At 49.3% G+C, this 15,613-nt stretch carries 17 protein-coding genes, 1 other RNA gene and 1 pseudogene; 11 read left to right on the top strand and 8 right to left on the bottom strand.

The window, feature by feature from the left end; translation table 11 throughout:
- Window positions 1–32 precede the first annotated feature (32 nt).
- The 8 genes from V3U24_11370 (at window position 33) to V3U24_11405 (ending at window position 7,163) form a co-directional block, all read left to right on the top strand.
- Window positions 33–1,184 (top strand): cysteine desulfurase family protein, encoded by a 1,152-nt coding sequence (locus tag V3U24_11370; protein MEE9168043.1) that lies wholly within the window; start codon window positions 33–35, stop codon window positions 1,182–1,184.
- A complete protein-coding gene (mnmA, locus tag V3U24_11375) occupies window positions 1,181–2,272 on the top strand; it encodes a tRNA 2-thiouridine(34) synthase MnmA (GenBank protein ID MEE9168044.1) in 1,092 nt (363 codons plus the stop codon). Before V3U24_11370 ends, mnmA begins: the two co-directional genes overlap by 4 nt.
- A complete protein-coding gene (locus tag V3U24_11380) occupies window positions 2,265–3,020 on the top strand; it encodes an NTP transferase domain-containing protein (protein MEE9168045.1) in 756 nt (251 codons plus the stop codon). The genes mnmA and V3U24_11380 overlap by 8 nt, the downstream gene beginning before the upstream one ends.
- Window positions 3,007–3,453, top strand: a complete 447-nt coding sequence (locus V3U24_11385; protein MEE9168046.1) for a hypothetical protein — start codon at window positions 3,007–3,009, stop codon at window positions 3,451–3,453. Before V3U24_11380 ends, V3U24_11385 begins: the two co-directional genes overlap by 14 nt.
- An 8-nt stretch (window positions 3,454–3,461) precedes the next feature.
- Entirely contained in the window at window positions 3,462–4,028 is a 567-nt protein-coding gene (locus V3U24_11390) for a LytR C-terminal domain-containing protein (protein ID MEE9168047.1), read from the top strand.
- Window positions 4,029–4,030: 2 nt separating this feature from the next.
- Window positions 4,031–4,405, top strand: coding sequence for a ribosome silencing factor (gene rsfS, locus V3U24_11395; GenBank protein ID MEE9168048.1), 375 nt, complete (start codon window positions 4,031–4,033; stop codon window positions 4,403–4,405).
- 172 nt (window positions 4,406–4,577) lie between these two features.
- Complete coding sequence (gene argS / locus V3U24_11400; protein ID MEE9168049.1) at window positions 4,578–6,233, top strand: arginine--tRNA ligase; 1,656 nt, start codon at window positions 4,578–4,580, stop codon at window positions 6,231–6,233.
- A 240-nt stretch (window positions 6,234–6,473) separates the two neighbouring features.
- A complete protein-coding gene (locus V3U24_11405) occupies window positions 6,474–7,163 on the top strand; it encodes a DUF5020 family protein (GenBank protein MEE9168050.1) in 690 nt (229 codons plus the stop codon).
- Between the two features lie 401 nt (window positions 7,164–7,564).
- Here V3U24_11405 and V3U24_11410 read toward each other — a convergent pair whose 3' ends face one another.
- The 8 genes from V3U24_11410 to V3U24_11445 all read right to left on the bottom strand — a co-directional run bounded on the left by V3U24_11410 (window position 7,565) and on the right by V3U24_11445 (window position 13,910).
- Complete coding sequence (locus V3U24_11410) at window positions 7,565–8,368, bottom strand: nucleotidyl transferase AbiEii/AbiGii toxin family protein (GenBank protein ID MEE9168051.1); 804 nt, start codon at window positions 8,366–8,368, stop codon at window positions 7,565–7,567.
- A 13-nt stretch (window positions 8,369–8,381) separates the two neighbouring features.
- Window positions 8,382–9,017 carry a hypothetical protein gene (locus V3U24_11415; GenBank protein MEE9168052.1) on the bottom strand — a complete coding sequence of 212 codons (636 nt, stop codon included), beginning with the start codon at window positions 9,015–9,017 and terminating at the stop codon, window positions 8,382–8,384.
- A gap of 219 nt (window positions 9,018–9,236) precedes the next feature.
- Complete coding sequence (locus V3U24_11420; protein MEE9168053.1) at window positions 9,237–10,148, bottom strand: glycosyltransferase family 2 protein; 912 nt, start codon at window positions 10,146–10,148, stop codon at window positions 9,237–9,239.
- Between the two features lie 231 nt (window positions 10,149–10,379).
- The gene (locus V3U24_11425; GenBank protein MEE9168054.1) at window positions 10,380–11,999 is read right to left on the bottom strand and encodes a capsule assembly Wzi family protein; all 1,620 of its coding nucleotides are present in this window, start codon (window positions 11,997–11,999) and stop codon (window positions 10,380–10,382) included.
- 262 nt (window positions 12,000–12,261) lie between these two features.
- Window positions 12,262–12,651, bottom strand: a transfer-messenger RNA (tmRNA) gene (gene ssrA / locus V3U24_11430).
- 233 nt (window positions 12,652–12,884) lie between these two features.
- The gene (locus V3U24_11435) at window positions 12,885–13,319 is read right to left on the bottom strand and encodes a PIN domain-containing protein (protein MEE9168055.1); all 435 of its coding nucleotides are present in this window, start codon (window positions 13,317–13,319) and stop codon (window positions 12,885–12,887) included.
- 41 nt (window positions 13,320–13,360) lie between these two features.
- Complete coding sequence (locus tag V3U24_11440) at window positions 13,361–13,618, bottom strand: AbrB/MazE/SpoVT family DNA-binding domain-containing protein (GenBank protein ID MEE9168056.1); 258 nt, start codon at window positions 13,616–13,618, stop codon at window positions 13,361–13,363.
- A gap of 124 nt (window positions 13,619–13,742) precedes the next feature.
- Window positions 13,743–13,910, bottom strand: a complete 168-nt coding sequence (locus V3U24_11445; protein ID MEE9168057.1) for a hypothetical protein — start codon at window positions 13,908–13,910, stop codon at window positions 13,743–13,745.
- A 28-nt stretch (window positions 13,911–13,938) separates the two neighbouring features.
- Here V3U24_11445 and V3U24_11450 point away from each other — a divergent pair.
- The 3 genes and pseudogenes from V3U24_11450 to V3U24_11460 all read left to right on the top strand — a co-directional run bounded on the left by V3U24_11450 (window position 13,939) and on the right by V3U24_11460 (window position 15,609).
- Window positions 13,939–14,199 (top strand): annotated as a pseudogene (locus V3U24_11450) (type II toxin-antitoxin system HicA family toxin).
- Window positions 14,192–14,401 (top strand): type II toxin-antitoxin system HicB family antitoxin, encoded by a 210-nt coding sequence (locus V3U24_11455; GenBank protein MEE9168058.1) that lies wholly within the window; start codon window positions 14,192–14,194, stop codon window positions 14,399–14,401. The pseudogene V3U24_11450 and the gene V3U24_11455 overlap by 8 nt, the downstream one beginning before the upstream one ends.
- Window positions 14,402–14,835: 434 nt before the next feature.
- Window positions 14,836–15,609 (top strand): hypothetical protein, encoded by a 774-nt coding sequence (locus tag V3U24_11460; protein MEE9168059.1) that lies wholly within the window; start codon window positions 14,836–14,838, stop codon window positions 15,607–15,609.
- The last annotated feature ends 4 nt before the right edge of the window (window positions 15,610–15,613 follow it).

The raw sequence follows: 15,613 nt of genomic DNA on the forward strand, positions 1-15,613 counted from the left end.
AAGTTACCCGCCTTACTTTAAGGGTTAGACAGATGCTCTACTTCGACTACTGCGCCACAACACCCCTGGATGAAAGGGTGGCCAAACTCATGGTCGACCTCAACGGTCGGGTCTTTGGCAATCCATCGAGTGTCCACCGGTTCGGCCAGGAAGCCCGAGCTTATGTTGAGAACGCAAGACGACAACTGGCCAAATCCATACACTGTGAACCGTCAGAAATTATTTTCACGGGAAGTGGCTCGGAAGCCAATAATCTTGCCCTGTGGAACATTCTTCAGGGTGAGAAAAAACACATGGTTACGTCGCCGGTGGAGCATCCATCTGTGGCGGATACCGTTGCCAGGCTCAAGGAGTTCGGTATCTCGGGTACGATGGTCGACGTGGATTCCCACGGTCTCGTCAACCCCGCCGACATTTCGAAAGCCATCCGCAAGGATGAAACGGGCTTGGTGACGGTGATGATGGCGAACAATGAAACCGGTACCCTGGAGCCCGTCCGGGAGATTGCAGAGATCTGTACCGAAGCGGGAATCTGGTTCCATTCCGACGCCGTGCAGGCCCTGGGAAAGATCCCCGTGGACGCCAAAGAACCAGACATCACCAGCATGAGCTTTTCCGCTCACAAGCTGTACGGTCCCAAGGGTGTGGGTGCCCTGTATCTGAAAAAGGGGGTACGACTTCATCCCCATATTGTCGGAGGAGGTCAGGAACAGCGAATGAGGGGCGGTACGGAAAACGTGGCCGGCATTTGCGGATTTGCCCTGGCGGCGGAGCTCGCCACGGGAACGCTCCGGGAAGAGGGCGTCCGGCTGGACATGCTGAGAGATCTTTTCGTGAACAGCCTTAGAGCAGAATTCCCTCAAGTGGTCATAAACGGCCATCCCGGCGAACATCTTCCCGGTGTGGTGAATATCACGGTTCCAGGAATATCGGGCGACGCTCTCCTCATGAATCTCGATCTTGACGGTCTCGCGGTTTCCACTGGATCGGCATGCTCCTCGGGTTCCGCCAGGCCATCCCGCGTACTCAAAGTCATGGGCATTCCCGACGACCTGAACCTTCAGTCGCTGCGAATATCCTTCGGGCGATATACGCAAGAGGAAGATGTGGCCACCCTGGTGGACGTCCTGTGCCGGCATATGAGGAATCTGTCGAACGTGGCGCAGGAGGTGACGGCGGCATGACACCAATCAAAAACCGCGTGGTGGTTGCCATGTCGGGTGGCGTGGACAGTTCCGTCGCCCTGCTTCGACTCGTGGAAGAGGGATACGAAGCCATTGGTGTTACGCTGAAACTGTGGGAATACGACGGTCGAAACGGTTCCTATTGCTGCTCGGTGGAGGCCATCAACAATGCGAAAATCGTCTGCCAGAGCCTTGGCGTTCCCCACTACACCCTTGATTATCGAAACGTCTTCAGGGAAAATGTGGTTAATTATCTTGTTGGCGAATATTTTTCCGGTCGAACGCCCAATCCATGCATCCGGTGTAACAGTCGCGTCAGGTGGGGAGAACTCTTTCGCCATGCCGACCTGTTGAGGGCACATTGGATGGCTACAGGACACTACGCACAAATGGACTGCAGCGACGCCGGGCGGCCGGTGGTAAAAAAGGGAATCGACGACAGGAAGGATCAGTCGTACGTTCTCTGGGGAATACCGACTGAGGCTCTGAAGCGCACCCTTTTTCCCGTGGGAGCATTGACTAAAGAACAGGTTCGCAGGCTGGCAAAAGAGGCGGGGTTTGTCACGGCAGAGATAGCGGAAAGTCAGGAGATCTGCTTCATCCCAAATGACGACTACCGGGAATTCCTGACTGAGTTCGATCCTGAGAGATCCTCCCGGGAGGAATCCGGAGAATTCGTTTTGCTGGGTGGTGAGACCCTGGGAAGTCACCATGGGATTTCTAAATACACGATCGGCCAGCGGCGGGGTTTGGGAGTTACCGGTCCAGAAGCCGTGTACGTCCAGAGCATCGATTCTGTCACGAAGAAGATCGTCTTGGCTCCCCGGAAGGAGATGTTTTTTGACGGCTGTTCCGTCGGGGAATTGAACTGGCTTCAGGATCCATGGGAGCGGAGGGAAATCCATGTTCAGATTCGCTATAACCATTCGGGAGTTTCCTGCCGCGTGCAACGCAGTGACAACGGCACCGTCACGGCCGAATTTGAGTCCCCACAATTTGCGGTTACCCCCGGTCAATCTGCTGTCTTCTACTCCCATGACGAACTTTTGGGAGGCGGCATAATTCAGGAGGGTCATATTCATGGCTGAAAGGCCACCTCTGGGCGTCATCATTCTCGCTGCCGGAAAAGGCAAACGGATGAAATCGCCTGATCAAAAAGTGCTCCATTCCATTGGGAACAAGCCCATGATTCGCCGTGTAGTCGCCACGGCCAGGGCTCTGAATCCTGAGAAGATCGTAGTCATCGTCGGGTCTCACAAGGAACGGATGAACGATATACTGGATGGCGAACAGTTGACTCTTGTGGAGCAGGAAGAACGGCTGGGAACAGGAGACGCGGTTTTGAGGGCAGAAAAGGAATTTGAGAGCTTCGACGGCTGCATTCTGGTGCTTTCCGGGGACGTCCCGCTGCTATCCCAAATGACCCTTGACAAACTTCTTGCAAAGCATTATGTTTCCCATGCAAGCGCCACTGTTCTGGCTGCGATCTTTGACGATCCAACGGGATACGGAAGAATCGTGAGAAATGGCGTGGAGAATCTCCACAGAATTGTGGAAGAAAAAGACTGCACCGATGACCTGAGAACGATCCGGGAAGTGAATGCCGGTGTCTATGCCTTCGATGCGAGACTCCTTTTCCGGTACCTTCCGGAAGTGGGAAACAACAACGTTCAGAAGGAGTATTATCTTCCCGATGTTCTGACCGTCTTGAGATCCTCAGGACATCTCGTAGCTGTGGAGAGTGTGACCGATAGCCGGGAAGTGGCCGGGGTAAATACCCAGGAACAACTTATCGAGGCCAACCGTATCTACAGGGAGTTATATGAAAACAACTGACAAGCTGATCATAGCGGCGTGTTCCATTTTCCTGTTAATGCCGGTATCTGCTCAATTCAAATCTCAGCTTCCAGAGAACCGTGCAGAGAAGCAACCATCCGTCTCTCTGGAGGACCTGGAGCGTTTCTCCATCAATCATGGATTCTCATTGAATATGGCCGTCATGGGGGGACAGTCGGTCAGTTACGGCGTCTATTCAAACAGGCTCCGATACCTCATCTCCGACAAGTGGACCTTGCACGGCTCCTTCGATCTTCTTCAGCCCACCAATTCTCGTAACCCCTATGGGGTGAATTCCTTCAATGGACAGGTCTTCTATGGTGCCAATCTTCTTTACCGGCCAACAGAAAACCTTCAGTTAAGTATCGGCGTGGATAACTATCCAAGGTATCGTTATTACAGCTATTCCCCGTTCGCTCGATATCATGAATAGACCTTTTGATGGCCGTCAAAAGAGGACGTAAGAAAAAGCCATCCTCGCGCAAGAAGTCCCGGCGAACCCCTGCACAGTCTATATTTTCATTCCAGAATACAGCCATCCTTCTCCTTTCCCTGGCCTGCGTGGCATTCGTCACCTCCATTCTGCATCGTTACTTCAGAGGGGGAACGCCCGTAGGGAGCGAACTCTTTTCATCTTCTCCCCCAGGCTTAAGTGTCAATTATGAAGAAGCCCCCCCACTCTCTGCCATCGAGGTGGAAGTACTCAATGGATGCGGTGTTCAGGGTCTCGGTCAGCAATTCACCGATTTTCTCCGGTCCCATCAGGTCGACGTTGTCAAAACGGAAAACGCGGGTGGATTTGATTACGAAAAAACGCTCATCATCCAGCGAAACGAGATTATGGGAAATTCCTATAGAATCGCGGAACTTCTGAACATTCCCAAGAGCGACACCACACGACTCCTCATCCAACCCGATCTCTCACTGGAGACGGATGTCACGTTGATCATCGGAAAAGACTACACCACGATTGAGCCTCTTCAGGAGTTTCTTTCGACCCCTCCCTGACATTGACTCCCCGAAAGCGACGACCTGGAACCATATCCTCTGAAGAGCTGGCATACAAAGTTTCCGAACTCGCTCTCTCGAAGAAGGCAGAGAACATCCACATTCTCGATGTTCGGAAGCAAACAAATATCACCGATTTTTTTCTCATCTGTTCGGGATCCACAGACGTACATGTAAACGCTATTCTCGATGGGATTCTCGAGGGTACAGATCACGTCGTCAGGCCGTGGCATGTTGAGGGAAGGGAAGCCCTCCGGTGGGTATTGATCGATTACGTGGATGTCGTTGTTCACATATTCCAGCAGGAGGCCAGGGACTATTATGAGTTGGAGCGCCTCTGGGCCGATGCTGATCTAGAGGTGGTCGGAGATGGTTGATGGATGACGGGTGACGGATGAGGATAATTGACTATTGAAAACTGGAGAAGTGTTCCGTAGGAACTCCTTCGGAGGAGTAATGGAGAGATGGAGAATTGGACGCACATTCTCTTGCGTGGAACGTCGAACATTGAACGTTAAACGTCTAACTTCTAACGTCTAACGTAGCATAATGCTCACTCTGAAAACCTATCTACGACAACAAATAGGCCAGACTCTCAAGACTCTGGAGTTACCTCAGGTCGAAGTAAAACTCGAACCGACTTCATCCGCCGACTTCGGTGATCTTTCCACTAACCTCGCTCTTGCCCTGGCCAGAGACGCCGGGCGTCCCGCCATGGAGCTCGCGGACGAGATCAAAGACGAACTCCGGATTTCTTCGGACTACTGTGATACGGTATCCGTCACAGAACCCGGGTTCATCAATTTCACAATAAGTCCGGACTACTTAAGGAACCAGATTTCTGGGATTTTGGAAGGAGCGGAGGACTGGGCCAGAACGGATGTGGGAAAAGGAAAGCGGTCGCTGGTGGAATTCGTCAGCGCCAATCCCACGGGCCCGTTAACGGTGGGTCACGGAAGGCAGGCGGTGCTGGGTGACATTGTTTCAAACATCCTGGAGTGGCACGGATTTGACGTCACCCGGGAATATTATTACAACGATGCCGGCCGGCAGATGCGCCTGCTCGGTGAATCCGTACGCGCAAGATATCTCGACCTCATGGGAAAAGCGGTGAAATTCCCCAAAGGCGGATATGAAGGAGACTACATTCGGGACATCGCGAGAAGTATACATGAAAAACACGGGGATCGATTGGAGAATGAGTCTGAATCACCCATTTTCAAAGAAACCGCAGAGGAATTGATTTTTGATGATATCAAGTCGACGCTAGAGAAAATCAACGTGCGATTTGATGAATTCGTAAACGAGAAAACTTTCTATGAAAACGGGTCCATTGACCGCGTTGTTGAGACTCTCCGCAAAAGGGATATCATTTATGACAAAGATGGAGCGGTATGGTTCAAAACCACTGAATTGGGTAAATCCCAGGATACTGTCTTGATCAAGGGAACGGGGGAACCGACCTACCGGCTGCCGGATATCGCGTATCACCGGGAGAAAATTGAGCGGGACTTTGATCTTATCGTGGATCTCTTTGGAGCGGACCACAAGGATGCTTATCCCGATGTTATTTCAGCGGTGCGAGCACTGGGTTATTCCACTGACCATATCCGTGTTCTTCTTCACCAGTTCGTAACGTTGAAATCCACAGGATCCTTCGGAGAGCGTGGTGAGAAGACTAGGATGTCCACCCGAAAGGCCACATTTGTTACGCTGGAGGATTTGATCGACCGGGTTGGACCTGATGTGGTTCGGTATTTTTTCATCATGCGCGGTATGCAGAGTCACCTCAATTTTGACCTTGAGCTGGCGGAAAGGGAATCGGAGGAAAATCCCGTCTATTATCTTCAGTACGCCCATGCCCGCATATGCAACATTATCAAGTTCGGTGAAGACACTGGGATAAAGCTGGATAGCGATACTGATCTTTCCCTCGTGGGCGAACCGTCGGAGAGGGATCTTCTGAAAGAACTGATCCGGTTTCCCGAAGTGACAGAGATCGCTTTAGAGACACTGGAACCTCAGGGGATCGCAAACTATCTTCAGGCTGTCGCTGCGCATTTTCACAAGTTTTATGTAGAGTGCCGGGTTATTACGGATGACATTCCCCTTTCCAAGGCAAGACTCGCTCTCGTCTCGGCAACCCGGTTAGTTCTTGCCAGCGGACTCAAGATTCTCGGCATCACCCGTCCTGAGAGGATGTGACCGAACGATTGACGTTAGACGTTCGACGTTAGACGTTAAACGTGATGCGTAATTCGTGATACGTGATAATTGGACAGTGGTAATTGGTTAATGTTAGTCGTGACTGCTAACTGCCTCCTGCGAACTGCCAATCGGAGCGGAGCGGAGATCCCGCCTGTCCCGATCCTTTCGGGGATCCTTCGGGACTGGTTACTTGGTTCTTGCCTGTCCCGTAAGAAGCTTACTTCTGTTCGGGGGATCTTGGGTCTTGGGTCTTGGCTGGTGCTGGCCCCCAGCACCCTGCTCTCTCAATTCAACCTTCAACATCATTACGACCTTGGCCGGGAAATCTTCACTTCCACGGCGGAATTTCTGTCTCATGATGCTTTCGGCACCACATTTGGATTCACCGACATCAATTATGACTCCCATCACTACGACAAGACTGGTGCCACGGACATGTACTTTGAGATCATGCGGTATTTTGAAATCCCACGGATCAACAGGAATCTTAGTGCCACCGTCCAGTACAATGACGGCGTCATTTTCTTTCCTGAGTCGGATACCACGATATTCTCAGCGGTCAATCGGGTTTGGCTGGGGGGTCTCAGCTATCTGTTTCCTTTTGAAGAGTTAAGTTTATCCGGCGATTTACTGGTAAGGGGCGAACATGGAGATGAAGGATTGACGTATCAGATTACACTTGTATGGTTTTATCCCATGGCTGGGCGTTTTGCATTTATGGGATTTATGGACGTGTGGAACTCGGAAAAGGATGCGACAATTGTTTTAATGAGCGAACCTCAGCTCGCTTATCAGATTGGAAAGTTCAGTACAGGTATGGAAGTGGAGGTCTCATGGAACTTCCCAGCCGCATGGACCCGGAAGAAGGATTACGAGAAGAACAAATTCTTCGCCATCCCCACCGTATTCTTCAAGTATACATTCTAACGGTTCTGCTCGGGATAAAAGATGCCATCCCGACTGGTCGGGATGGCATCTTTTAGGTTCAAGCTCCTTTCAGCCACACAGAACTGAATATTTCTCTTGTCCGACCACTGACGGAAATCCGACACCCCACAAAGAAAAAAATCGGCCTTAAAATAATCTAGCTGGAAGTGGGACCAACGTGGACGAGGGTAACAATCAATTACTGTTTGATCCCGACCCGTCGGGAGAGTTTAATTGATTGCCTCGGACACGGTGGGCCCGGCTAGATTATTTTTCCGCCGGAGTTCTTTTGCAGTACTTTTCTTGCGACCAAGAAAAGTACGAAAAGAAAAACAATAACACCGCGAAGCAAGTATCAACCAGCAGAGAGCTAAGAAGAAACTTGTATTTTGAATCGCAACTCAACAAAGCAATGACCGGAGATTCTCCCGGGTCATGAGGGCCAAATCCGCTTCGGATTCCAAAAAGGATTCCACGTCCTTTTTAACCCCATCAAAATCGGTTTTTTCTAGCAGGCGAATTACCTCCTCACGCCAGTCTTGGCCAGTGATCTTTTCTCCATCGTACCCTGTCTGAACCAATGCGTTGTCAAGGTACTCGAGATTCGGTTCGAGTTCAGGCCAGCGACTGAGGTAAAACATAAGATCATATACATCCCGGCCTTTTGTGTATCGCCGATGGAGAATGGCATGCAGTTTTCCCGCCAGGAAGGAGCCCAGGTCATGATGTTTGATAGCAAAAGGAAAGTATTTGTTAATGAAGGCGGTCTCCGTAACGAACCCCTGTGGCGGATTTGTGTCAATTTCCACTTTGATGCTAAGGTTCTCCCTCCGCTGGAGAGCAATACCGGCCTCCTGGAGCACCTCATGAAAGCGGATAGATACAGGGATCACGGTCTTTCCATAATTCTCTTTTACCGAAATCTGATACCCTCCCAAGGCAAGTCCACTCTTAATCTTTTGCATCTTCGCCCTAAAATCGATGTCTGGACCGGGCCATTCCAGATGAAAATCCAAATCCTCGGAGAAACGGTGTAGATCGTGGAAGATGCGTAACGCCGTGCCACCATGAAAGATCAGGAATCGGAGGAGGTCCTTTTCAAATAGTTGACGCAGGATGACATGTTGCAGATACTCTCGCAGAAGATTTCTAGCCTCCAGATTGTTCTTGCCCCTTCTGGCAATTGTGATGGCTTGCTCTTTCATGACTGTAACTGATTTATGTTAACCGGGCCACCTGGAGAAAGTTGCGGGTTGCCCTTTCAATCCTGGGGGAGTGAAACCATTGGGCAGCCTCCAGTAATTCTCTTCTCTGTATCCGTTCCGTCTGCTGAAAACGCATTTCCAGGATCCGCTCCTCTGTCCATTCCCCGGCATGGAAATAGAACAGATCCAGGAGGGCTTTTTCTGGCGTAGCGACAAAAAATCCCGGTCGGTCCTTGAAGTCAGTTTCGCTTTCCAGATACTGGTAACCTCGAAAGGAATCGGTCTTAATCGAAAAATACCGAAATTGACCCACAGGAGTATCCCAGCCGGCCGTCTGCTTTGGGGATATTGCCTCGACCCGGGTCACCTGTTCGAGAATCATAGTATAATATTCCAAGGCGGAATGCAAGCTGACGTAGGACGGGCTGTAAAGGGTGTTGGAGATTGCGTAGAGTGAGGGGTCAGCGGCTCGTTCTTCAGGTGGTAAAAGGTAATATCCCCGCCGGATTTGGATCAGTTTACTCTGGCTGACCCATCGCGAGAGGCGGAAACGGATCTGAGCGTACGGTTCATCATAGACGACATCTAATTCACGGGCCTCAAAAAACGGACGAGAACGAAATCTCGATGTTAGATCATTGTATTTCATATTCATAATATACCATAATTGGTATAAAACAAATACGACAGTCTAATCTGGGCATTCATCAAGATCCTTGCCCTTAAATTCTCTGGCCTTATCCCCCCAAAGTCGCTGGTCCCGTAGGAACGAATGACCGAATCGGGATCACTTGATACTTGTAACTTGATACTTATTACTGGTTCTTGAGTCTCTTTTAGCTTTGTGTAGTTAGTGCAATCCGTGGTTTCATAGCGCAGTTCGCCTGAATGCCTTGCGTTTGCGAAAAACCACAGTCCATACAACCCTGAACCCCATGGCAATATACAGCGCCACTGCGATAACAATGTTCATCACTCGGTTTGCAGGTCCGGCATGCCATTTACGAAAGTATCGGATAAAGGACCGGTGGGAATTGACTATCATGGATGGCTTCCGTGGATTAATGCTGGCACCGCCATGGTGCATTACGACAGCGCCGGGATAGAAGAGAATCTTCCTGGTTTTCCAGATCCGTCGACACAAGTCTACATCGCTAAAAAACATGGGGAACGCCGGATCGAATCCCTTAAGGGATCGGAGCAGCTCTGTCCTTATCATAAGTGCGGCAGCCGCGGGTTGATCCACTTCCCTTGAACTGGTGTGATCAAAGTCTCCCATTTTCCATCCGTTGAAGAATCTGGATCGAGGAAAGGTTTTGCTAAGACCGAACATTTCAAAAAGAACAGATCCGTAGGTGGGAAACCGCCGGCAGGAGGTCTGGATGCGTCCGTCGGGAAGACGCAGCTGCGGGGCTACCGCTCCGAGCTCGTCATTGGTGGATAATAGAAAGGAGAGCTTTTCAATCGTCTCGGCCCTTAGCTCCGTGTCTGGATTCAATAGCAAAATTGATTCGCCCCTTGCCATTTCAAATGCCTGGTTATTCGCTCTGGAAAACCCAACGTTTTCGGTATTTGTGATAATCTGGATGTTTTTGTTTTGATTCCGCAAAGATTCAATTCTTTCTACCGTCCGGTCAGCGGAGGCATTGTCCACTACGATGATCTCTCCCCCCACTGAACTCACCTGAGGAACAACCGATCGTATACACGGCCCAATTTCCTCCTCGGAATTGTACGTGACGATGATAACCGACACCCTCACATTCGAACTTGAACTCATATTCTTGGCACGAATCTAGTGCATAGCTTTTTCATTCCCTCGCGCTCCTTTCCCCAGCAATCAACACCATTATCTCTCACGAGACGTTGTTCAGGCGAATCAACACCAAAAAAAGGAAGGAAGAAATGACCTGGGATTAGTTCCTTAGGTGATCAGGTTGGAAAGAACACGGATGAGGATCCTGTGGAGGGTATTCCCGATAGAATCGAGAAAAAGTACGTGAAAATGGAGCTAAAATATGTCAAGAAGCCTGGGAAGCCTGAGATTCTCAAACACCTTTTCAACCCCCAGCCAGAGAACGTTTCCACTCCTCCGTTGGTTCCTGTACTCGAGGTTATCGACAAATTCCCGCTCATAATATAGATTAAACCGTAAGTGTTCAAATGCAAAACGTATATCAAGCCGGAATTCAAACTTCACTTCCGGGTATATGTTAACATGCATTTCCCTCAATTCCTCCCTTACCGCAACACTGACCTCCCCTGTCTCCGGGTTCTTCAGAATATAAGGTCTCAACACCCATACCAGCGCGTCATTATTGATCACGCCGTGTCTCTCGTAGTTAAAGGTGGGAACGATGGAGAATCTATCACCAATGTACCCGAGGTATATCGTGAAATCGTCGGAATCGGGTCCGCTGTGAGCCCCCCAGTGTCTACCGTCATAACTGCTGTAATCATAGGGCCATTTTTCGTACCAATTACCAGCTAAGCGCTTTCTTCCTGTTATGCCCCCTATGCCATAACGTGTTTGGATAAGATTTGCGTATTCAAATCCAAACGTCAGGTTTCTATTTCCGAATATGCCGTACTTCCTAAGCCCAATCACACTGGCAACCGTATGATCAGGCTGCCGGCGAAGGTCCGCACCACCCCACGCATGATCATCGCGCCCATACTCGAGAAACAATTTAAGGCCCGACTCAGGAAAACTGGCACACAGGTACCCTGACATTGTTTGATCCCAGATGTCCACAGCACTTTCAGGATCATCAGGATCGGTCTGTTTCTGTTTCAGGAATGGGGGATCTTTAAAGGGTATGAGCATGGCTTCTTTCCGACTGAGCGTGTCCTTTCCGGCGAAGTTTCCGCCCGAAAGGTATGTCCTGGAAAGTCCCACCGTCACAACCGGATCGGAATGAATGGTGGCCGCAAACACGAAGGCCGTATAGTAAGGTTCTGCCGCGTTTAGGCTATCCATCTCTGAGAAAATGTACCGGACGTCAAGTCCGACGTTTCTTATCCTCTGCTCCCTGAGCGTTCCGATCATAAGGTGTTTGAATCCCCGGGTATTGTTGGTCATGTTCAGGGTGCTATGAATGCCCGGCCCCCACCACATGCTGGCGTTCGAGATGCCAAATCCAATGCCATTATAGTGAAGATAGAATTGGGTTTCCCTCAGGCCGGACACTTTGTAAGTCGCCTCGCCATGAGGCTGATTGTCGTTAAGTTTCGAGTACCTTTCCAATCTGAGAGGGACTGTATAGTCTTCATTTTGATTCCGGAAATTGAACGGTTCGACACTGAACAGAATATATTTGCCGGAATAAGAAACGTTGAGCGAACTGAAAAAACTCTCCCCTTTGCCAATCCATCTGTCTGACGTGTTCTCGAGGTTCGGGGCACCTGTGTTATTGAAAAACTCGCTCCTGAGGGTCACGTTCCAGTTATTCCCCCGATTGTGGTATTTCTTGAAATACGGTCGAAGAATCAGCGACCCGTTATCTTCGCCATTGTGGAAGTAGGATTTCTCATAGAACATCAAATCAAACGGATCCGCCGGAATGTATCTCTGAGCGCTCGCCGAATAAAGCAAAGCAGCAGATGAAATACAGAGTAATAGACGCTTCATGTTGTCGTTTATCCCCGCCGTTGTGAAATCTCTTTTATCTTTTTCCTTTTATCCTGGTATTCGTCTCTGCGCGGGGTAGTTTAATTGATTCTAAGGAGTTATCTCATAAAAAAATGCCGTCCAGAAGATCTAGACGGCACCACTTGACTCCCAACGTCTAACGCTTAACTCTCTTAGTCTTTTATTCTTCTACTTTTATCTTGCCTGCCCCGTAGCGACAGCGTACGGGGGAACTTGGAACTTTTATCTTGGCCCTTCGGGCCAGTGGAGGCGGGGAGATTCGAACTCCCGTCCGGAACGGCGATACGGCCAGTCTCTACATGTTTAGCTCGCTAGTTTTTTCTCATCCCGGAGGAGCTTAACGAACACCCTCCTTCCAGAACCAGTCTGCTTTGTTCTTGTCCCGATTACACAGACGAAAGCCGGGACCAGCCCTTATTTGCGACGTTCTGTCCGGACGCCAAAGGCGGGCTTCCGGGAGAACGGCTGTCGTCAATTAAGCGACAGCGAAGTTGCCAGTGTTGGCACTTCTTTTTCTTCCAGGGTGATTAATCCCGACGAATCGGGATCCCGGTACTTCGGGAAGAGGTGACCTGGAATCCTCTACATGCAACCGAACGTCTCTTCCGCCCCGTCGAAGCCAGTCGCCCCCATTGGAAACGGTTAAGAGTCAAGGGTTAAGAGTTAGGCTACGAATTACAATTTACGCATCCCGCCTTCATTGTACTCCGGTGGGCAGGCACGTCTCATTTCTCCATTTATCCAATACTCCATTACTCCATGATGAATCGTGGTTCAAGATTAGGCCACGAACGTCCGTAAGAATTTGTCAAAAAGCCTTCGTAACAATTTACCCTAACTACGCTCTACAACTCAAAGTGTTTCTTATGGGTACCTTCCTTTCCCGATAGTCTTCAGCACATCTCTTGGGGTAAGAATCGTCGGCGGTGATTCGTGGGGAAAATAATCCTTAGTATTGAAAGTCACCAATACATCAGCCTGTGCTTGTAAGGCGGCTGCCAAGATTGGAACATCCTTATCATCGGCTTGGTCTCTTGCCCTCATCAGATATTCATCAGCCGGAATGACAACTGTCAAAAAAGAAGCATCCAGAATAGACTGAAAGAGAGGTAGGGCTGCCGGAAGTTGCTTCCGGATGTTCCGGGTACACTCCTCAACAACTTGATCAGAAATATGTCCATGGACAATACCGATTTCCGCCAGCTGGAGAACAATATGGCTTGCGCCAGTCTTGGAGAATGTCCCAGCAATAATCACATCAGAATCGAAGAATACTTTCCGGGCTGATGATCTCTTCACCCTTCTTCGTGAACAAGCCTTCTCTTGTCACGCGTTACGAGTCACGCGTCACTTCTTACACGGGCCCTCTCTTCAGCCAACCCCTTAACCAAGTCCTCAAGTAAGAGGCCTTGTTCCTCCATCAGAGATTCTATCTGAGATACTAGTTTCGGAAGCGTGGTAGGCTTGGGGCTGATCAGGATGCCTTCGCCCAGATCTACAAGGGTAATGGCATCTCCTTCATCCAGGTTATATTTCTCCCGAATTTTCTTGGGTAAGGTCAGTGTTCCTCGTTTTCTTATTTGTACGATTTTGTTCATTTCCGTTTATCAGTATTTCTGATAATCTGCATCTTTTATCATAAAGAAACAAGAAAAACGTCACAAAAAAAACCCTAACCGTGGCTTCCACTCTCATCACTCGATTTTCATTACACGTTTATCGCTAAACAAACCCGTATTGAAGTTCGTCTAACGAAAGCCGGGCATCGAATACCGATACGGACTTCGCCTGCCCCATCGTAAGGAGCAGAGGGACGGTAGCAGGATCACCGAAAACCGGGCTTTGATGGATGGCCCCTCGAATTAATCGTAGCTCTAACTGTTTTGTCATCAGGGTCAATGCTTCTTAGATTTAACTTGTGGTCAGGTATGAAAAACTGTTGCTTCGAATCCTGGGTGGTACTTCTGACCAAAACATTCGTTTTCAAAGCCTCTGCAACCTGTTGAAGCATCTTGAGTTCCAGGAATGAATCAAAGGAGATCACCATATCTTTACAAAAAACAAGGTCGAAGAAATCATAAACATCCAGCCGAGAGGAAACAGAGCTAAGCCCTATCAGGTCAAGCAGATCAGAAACATTATGCTCAAATACAAGTTAGGGGACCTTGAAAATGAGTAAGTATGAAATAATCATCTATTGGAGCGAAGACGACCAAGCCTTCATCGCTGAAGTACCGGAATTGCCTGGTTGTATGGCCGACGGCGCAACCTATGAGGATGCGCTGTCCAATGCCAAGGTGATTATACGGGAATGGATCGAAACAGCTAGAGAGCTAGGACGTCCAATCCCCAAACCTAGAGGTCGATTGATGTACGCATAATTCCCGACATTTGCTACTTTCAACGGGAAAAAACGATCTCAATATTATCCTGAAAAAGCCCCAACTGGGGCTTCCACTCTCATCAATCAATTTTCGTTTACGAAACCCTAATCGAGGTTCCAAATTGACTAGCCGAATACCGAAAGACGGGCGTCGAATACCGATACGGGCTTCCTCACCGAAAACCGGGCATCGCGCTCATCTATCCATTTCTCCATCTCCCTAGTTCCCCATTGTCAATAATCAATTGTCAATAATAAATAATCAATTCTCCTCACACTAGTCTCTGATTTTCGGGTCACAAATTCTAACAATAATGGGTTTTTTCGCACATGCAACTCAATTTTTCCCAACCTGTCCATGAAAATCTAACCAGTCCCTTTTGATTCCACTCTTCCCTTTTAGTATATTCCATCAATCCTCACTAAGACGCAATGACCAAGGCCGTTCCACCGCTTTCACTTCATGCAATCCGCGGTTCTGGTTCCTGCCCGCCCCGCCAGCCTGCTGCTAGAGGGCCGGCAGGCAGGGAGCCTGACCGGCCCGTAGCGAAATATCAGCGTAACGGGGCGACCGTGCGGGGGTTCTTGAGACTCTTCTATCTTTTATCTTTTATCTTTTATCTTGGCCCTCTCTGGGCCTCCGGCGCCTACGACCACGGCACCGCCACTGGCAAAGGTAAGCTCGAACTCGACTTCACCTGGAACCCGTTCAATATCTTCAAATTTGGTCAATCTTATGTAGTTCTGGGCTATGGTATTACTCAAAGGTTAGATGTGCATGGATATTATTCTGTTCATCCGGAAGGTTTTCATACTTATTACTATGGATTATTCTACCAGTTTCTTGATTCGAAACGCGTAGACCTTGCCACCGCTGTTGGTTTGAGGACCAAACTGAAGACGGGGTCAATAGACATTTTCTTCCCCCAGGTGCTGTACAACATTAAGCTCGGGAAGAGTTACACAATTGGGGGAAGTATTGTTTCCGTTCAAGATCCAAGGAATTTGGAGAATATAGTATTACGCAGCACAATTGACATTGCCCTTTTTATTCCCATCTCCAGATACGTTTCGCCACCGAGTTTCATTGATGAACTAAGACTTGGCCTGGGGGTCTTTAACCCCGTAACAAACCTGGACGTCAAATCGGGCCAATTTGTCCCCACTTACAGCGTGGACGTGAAGTTTGATTGGAAGAAGGAGTAGCTTC

Source organism: Candidatus Neomarinimicrobiota bacterium (genome assembly GCA_036476315.1).
Classification (GTDB): Bacteria; Fidelibacterota; Marinisomatia; order Marinisomatales; family S15-B10; genus JAZGBI01.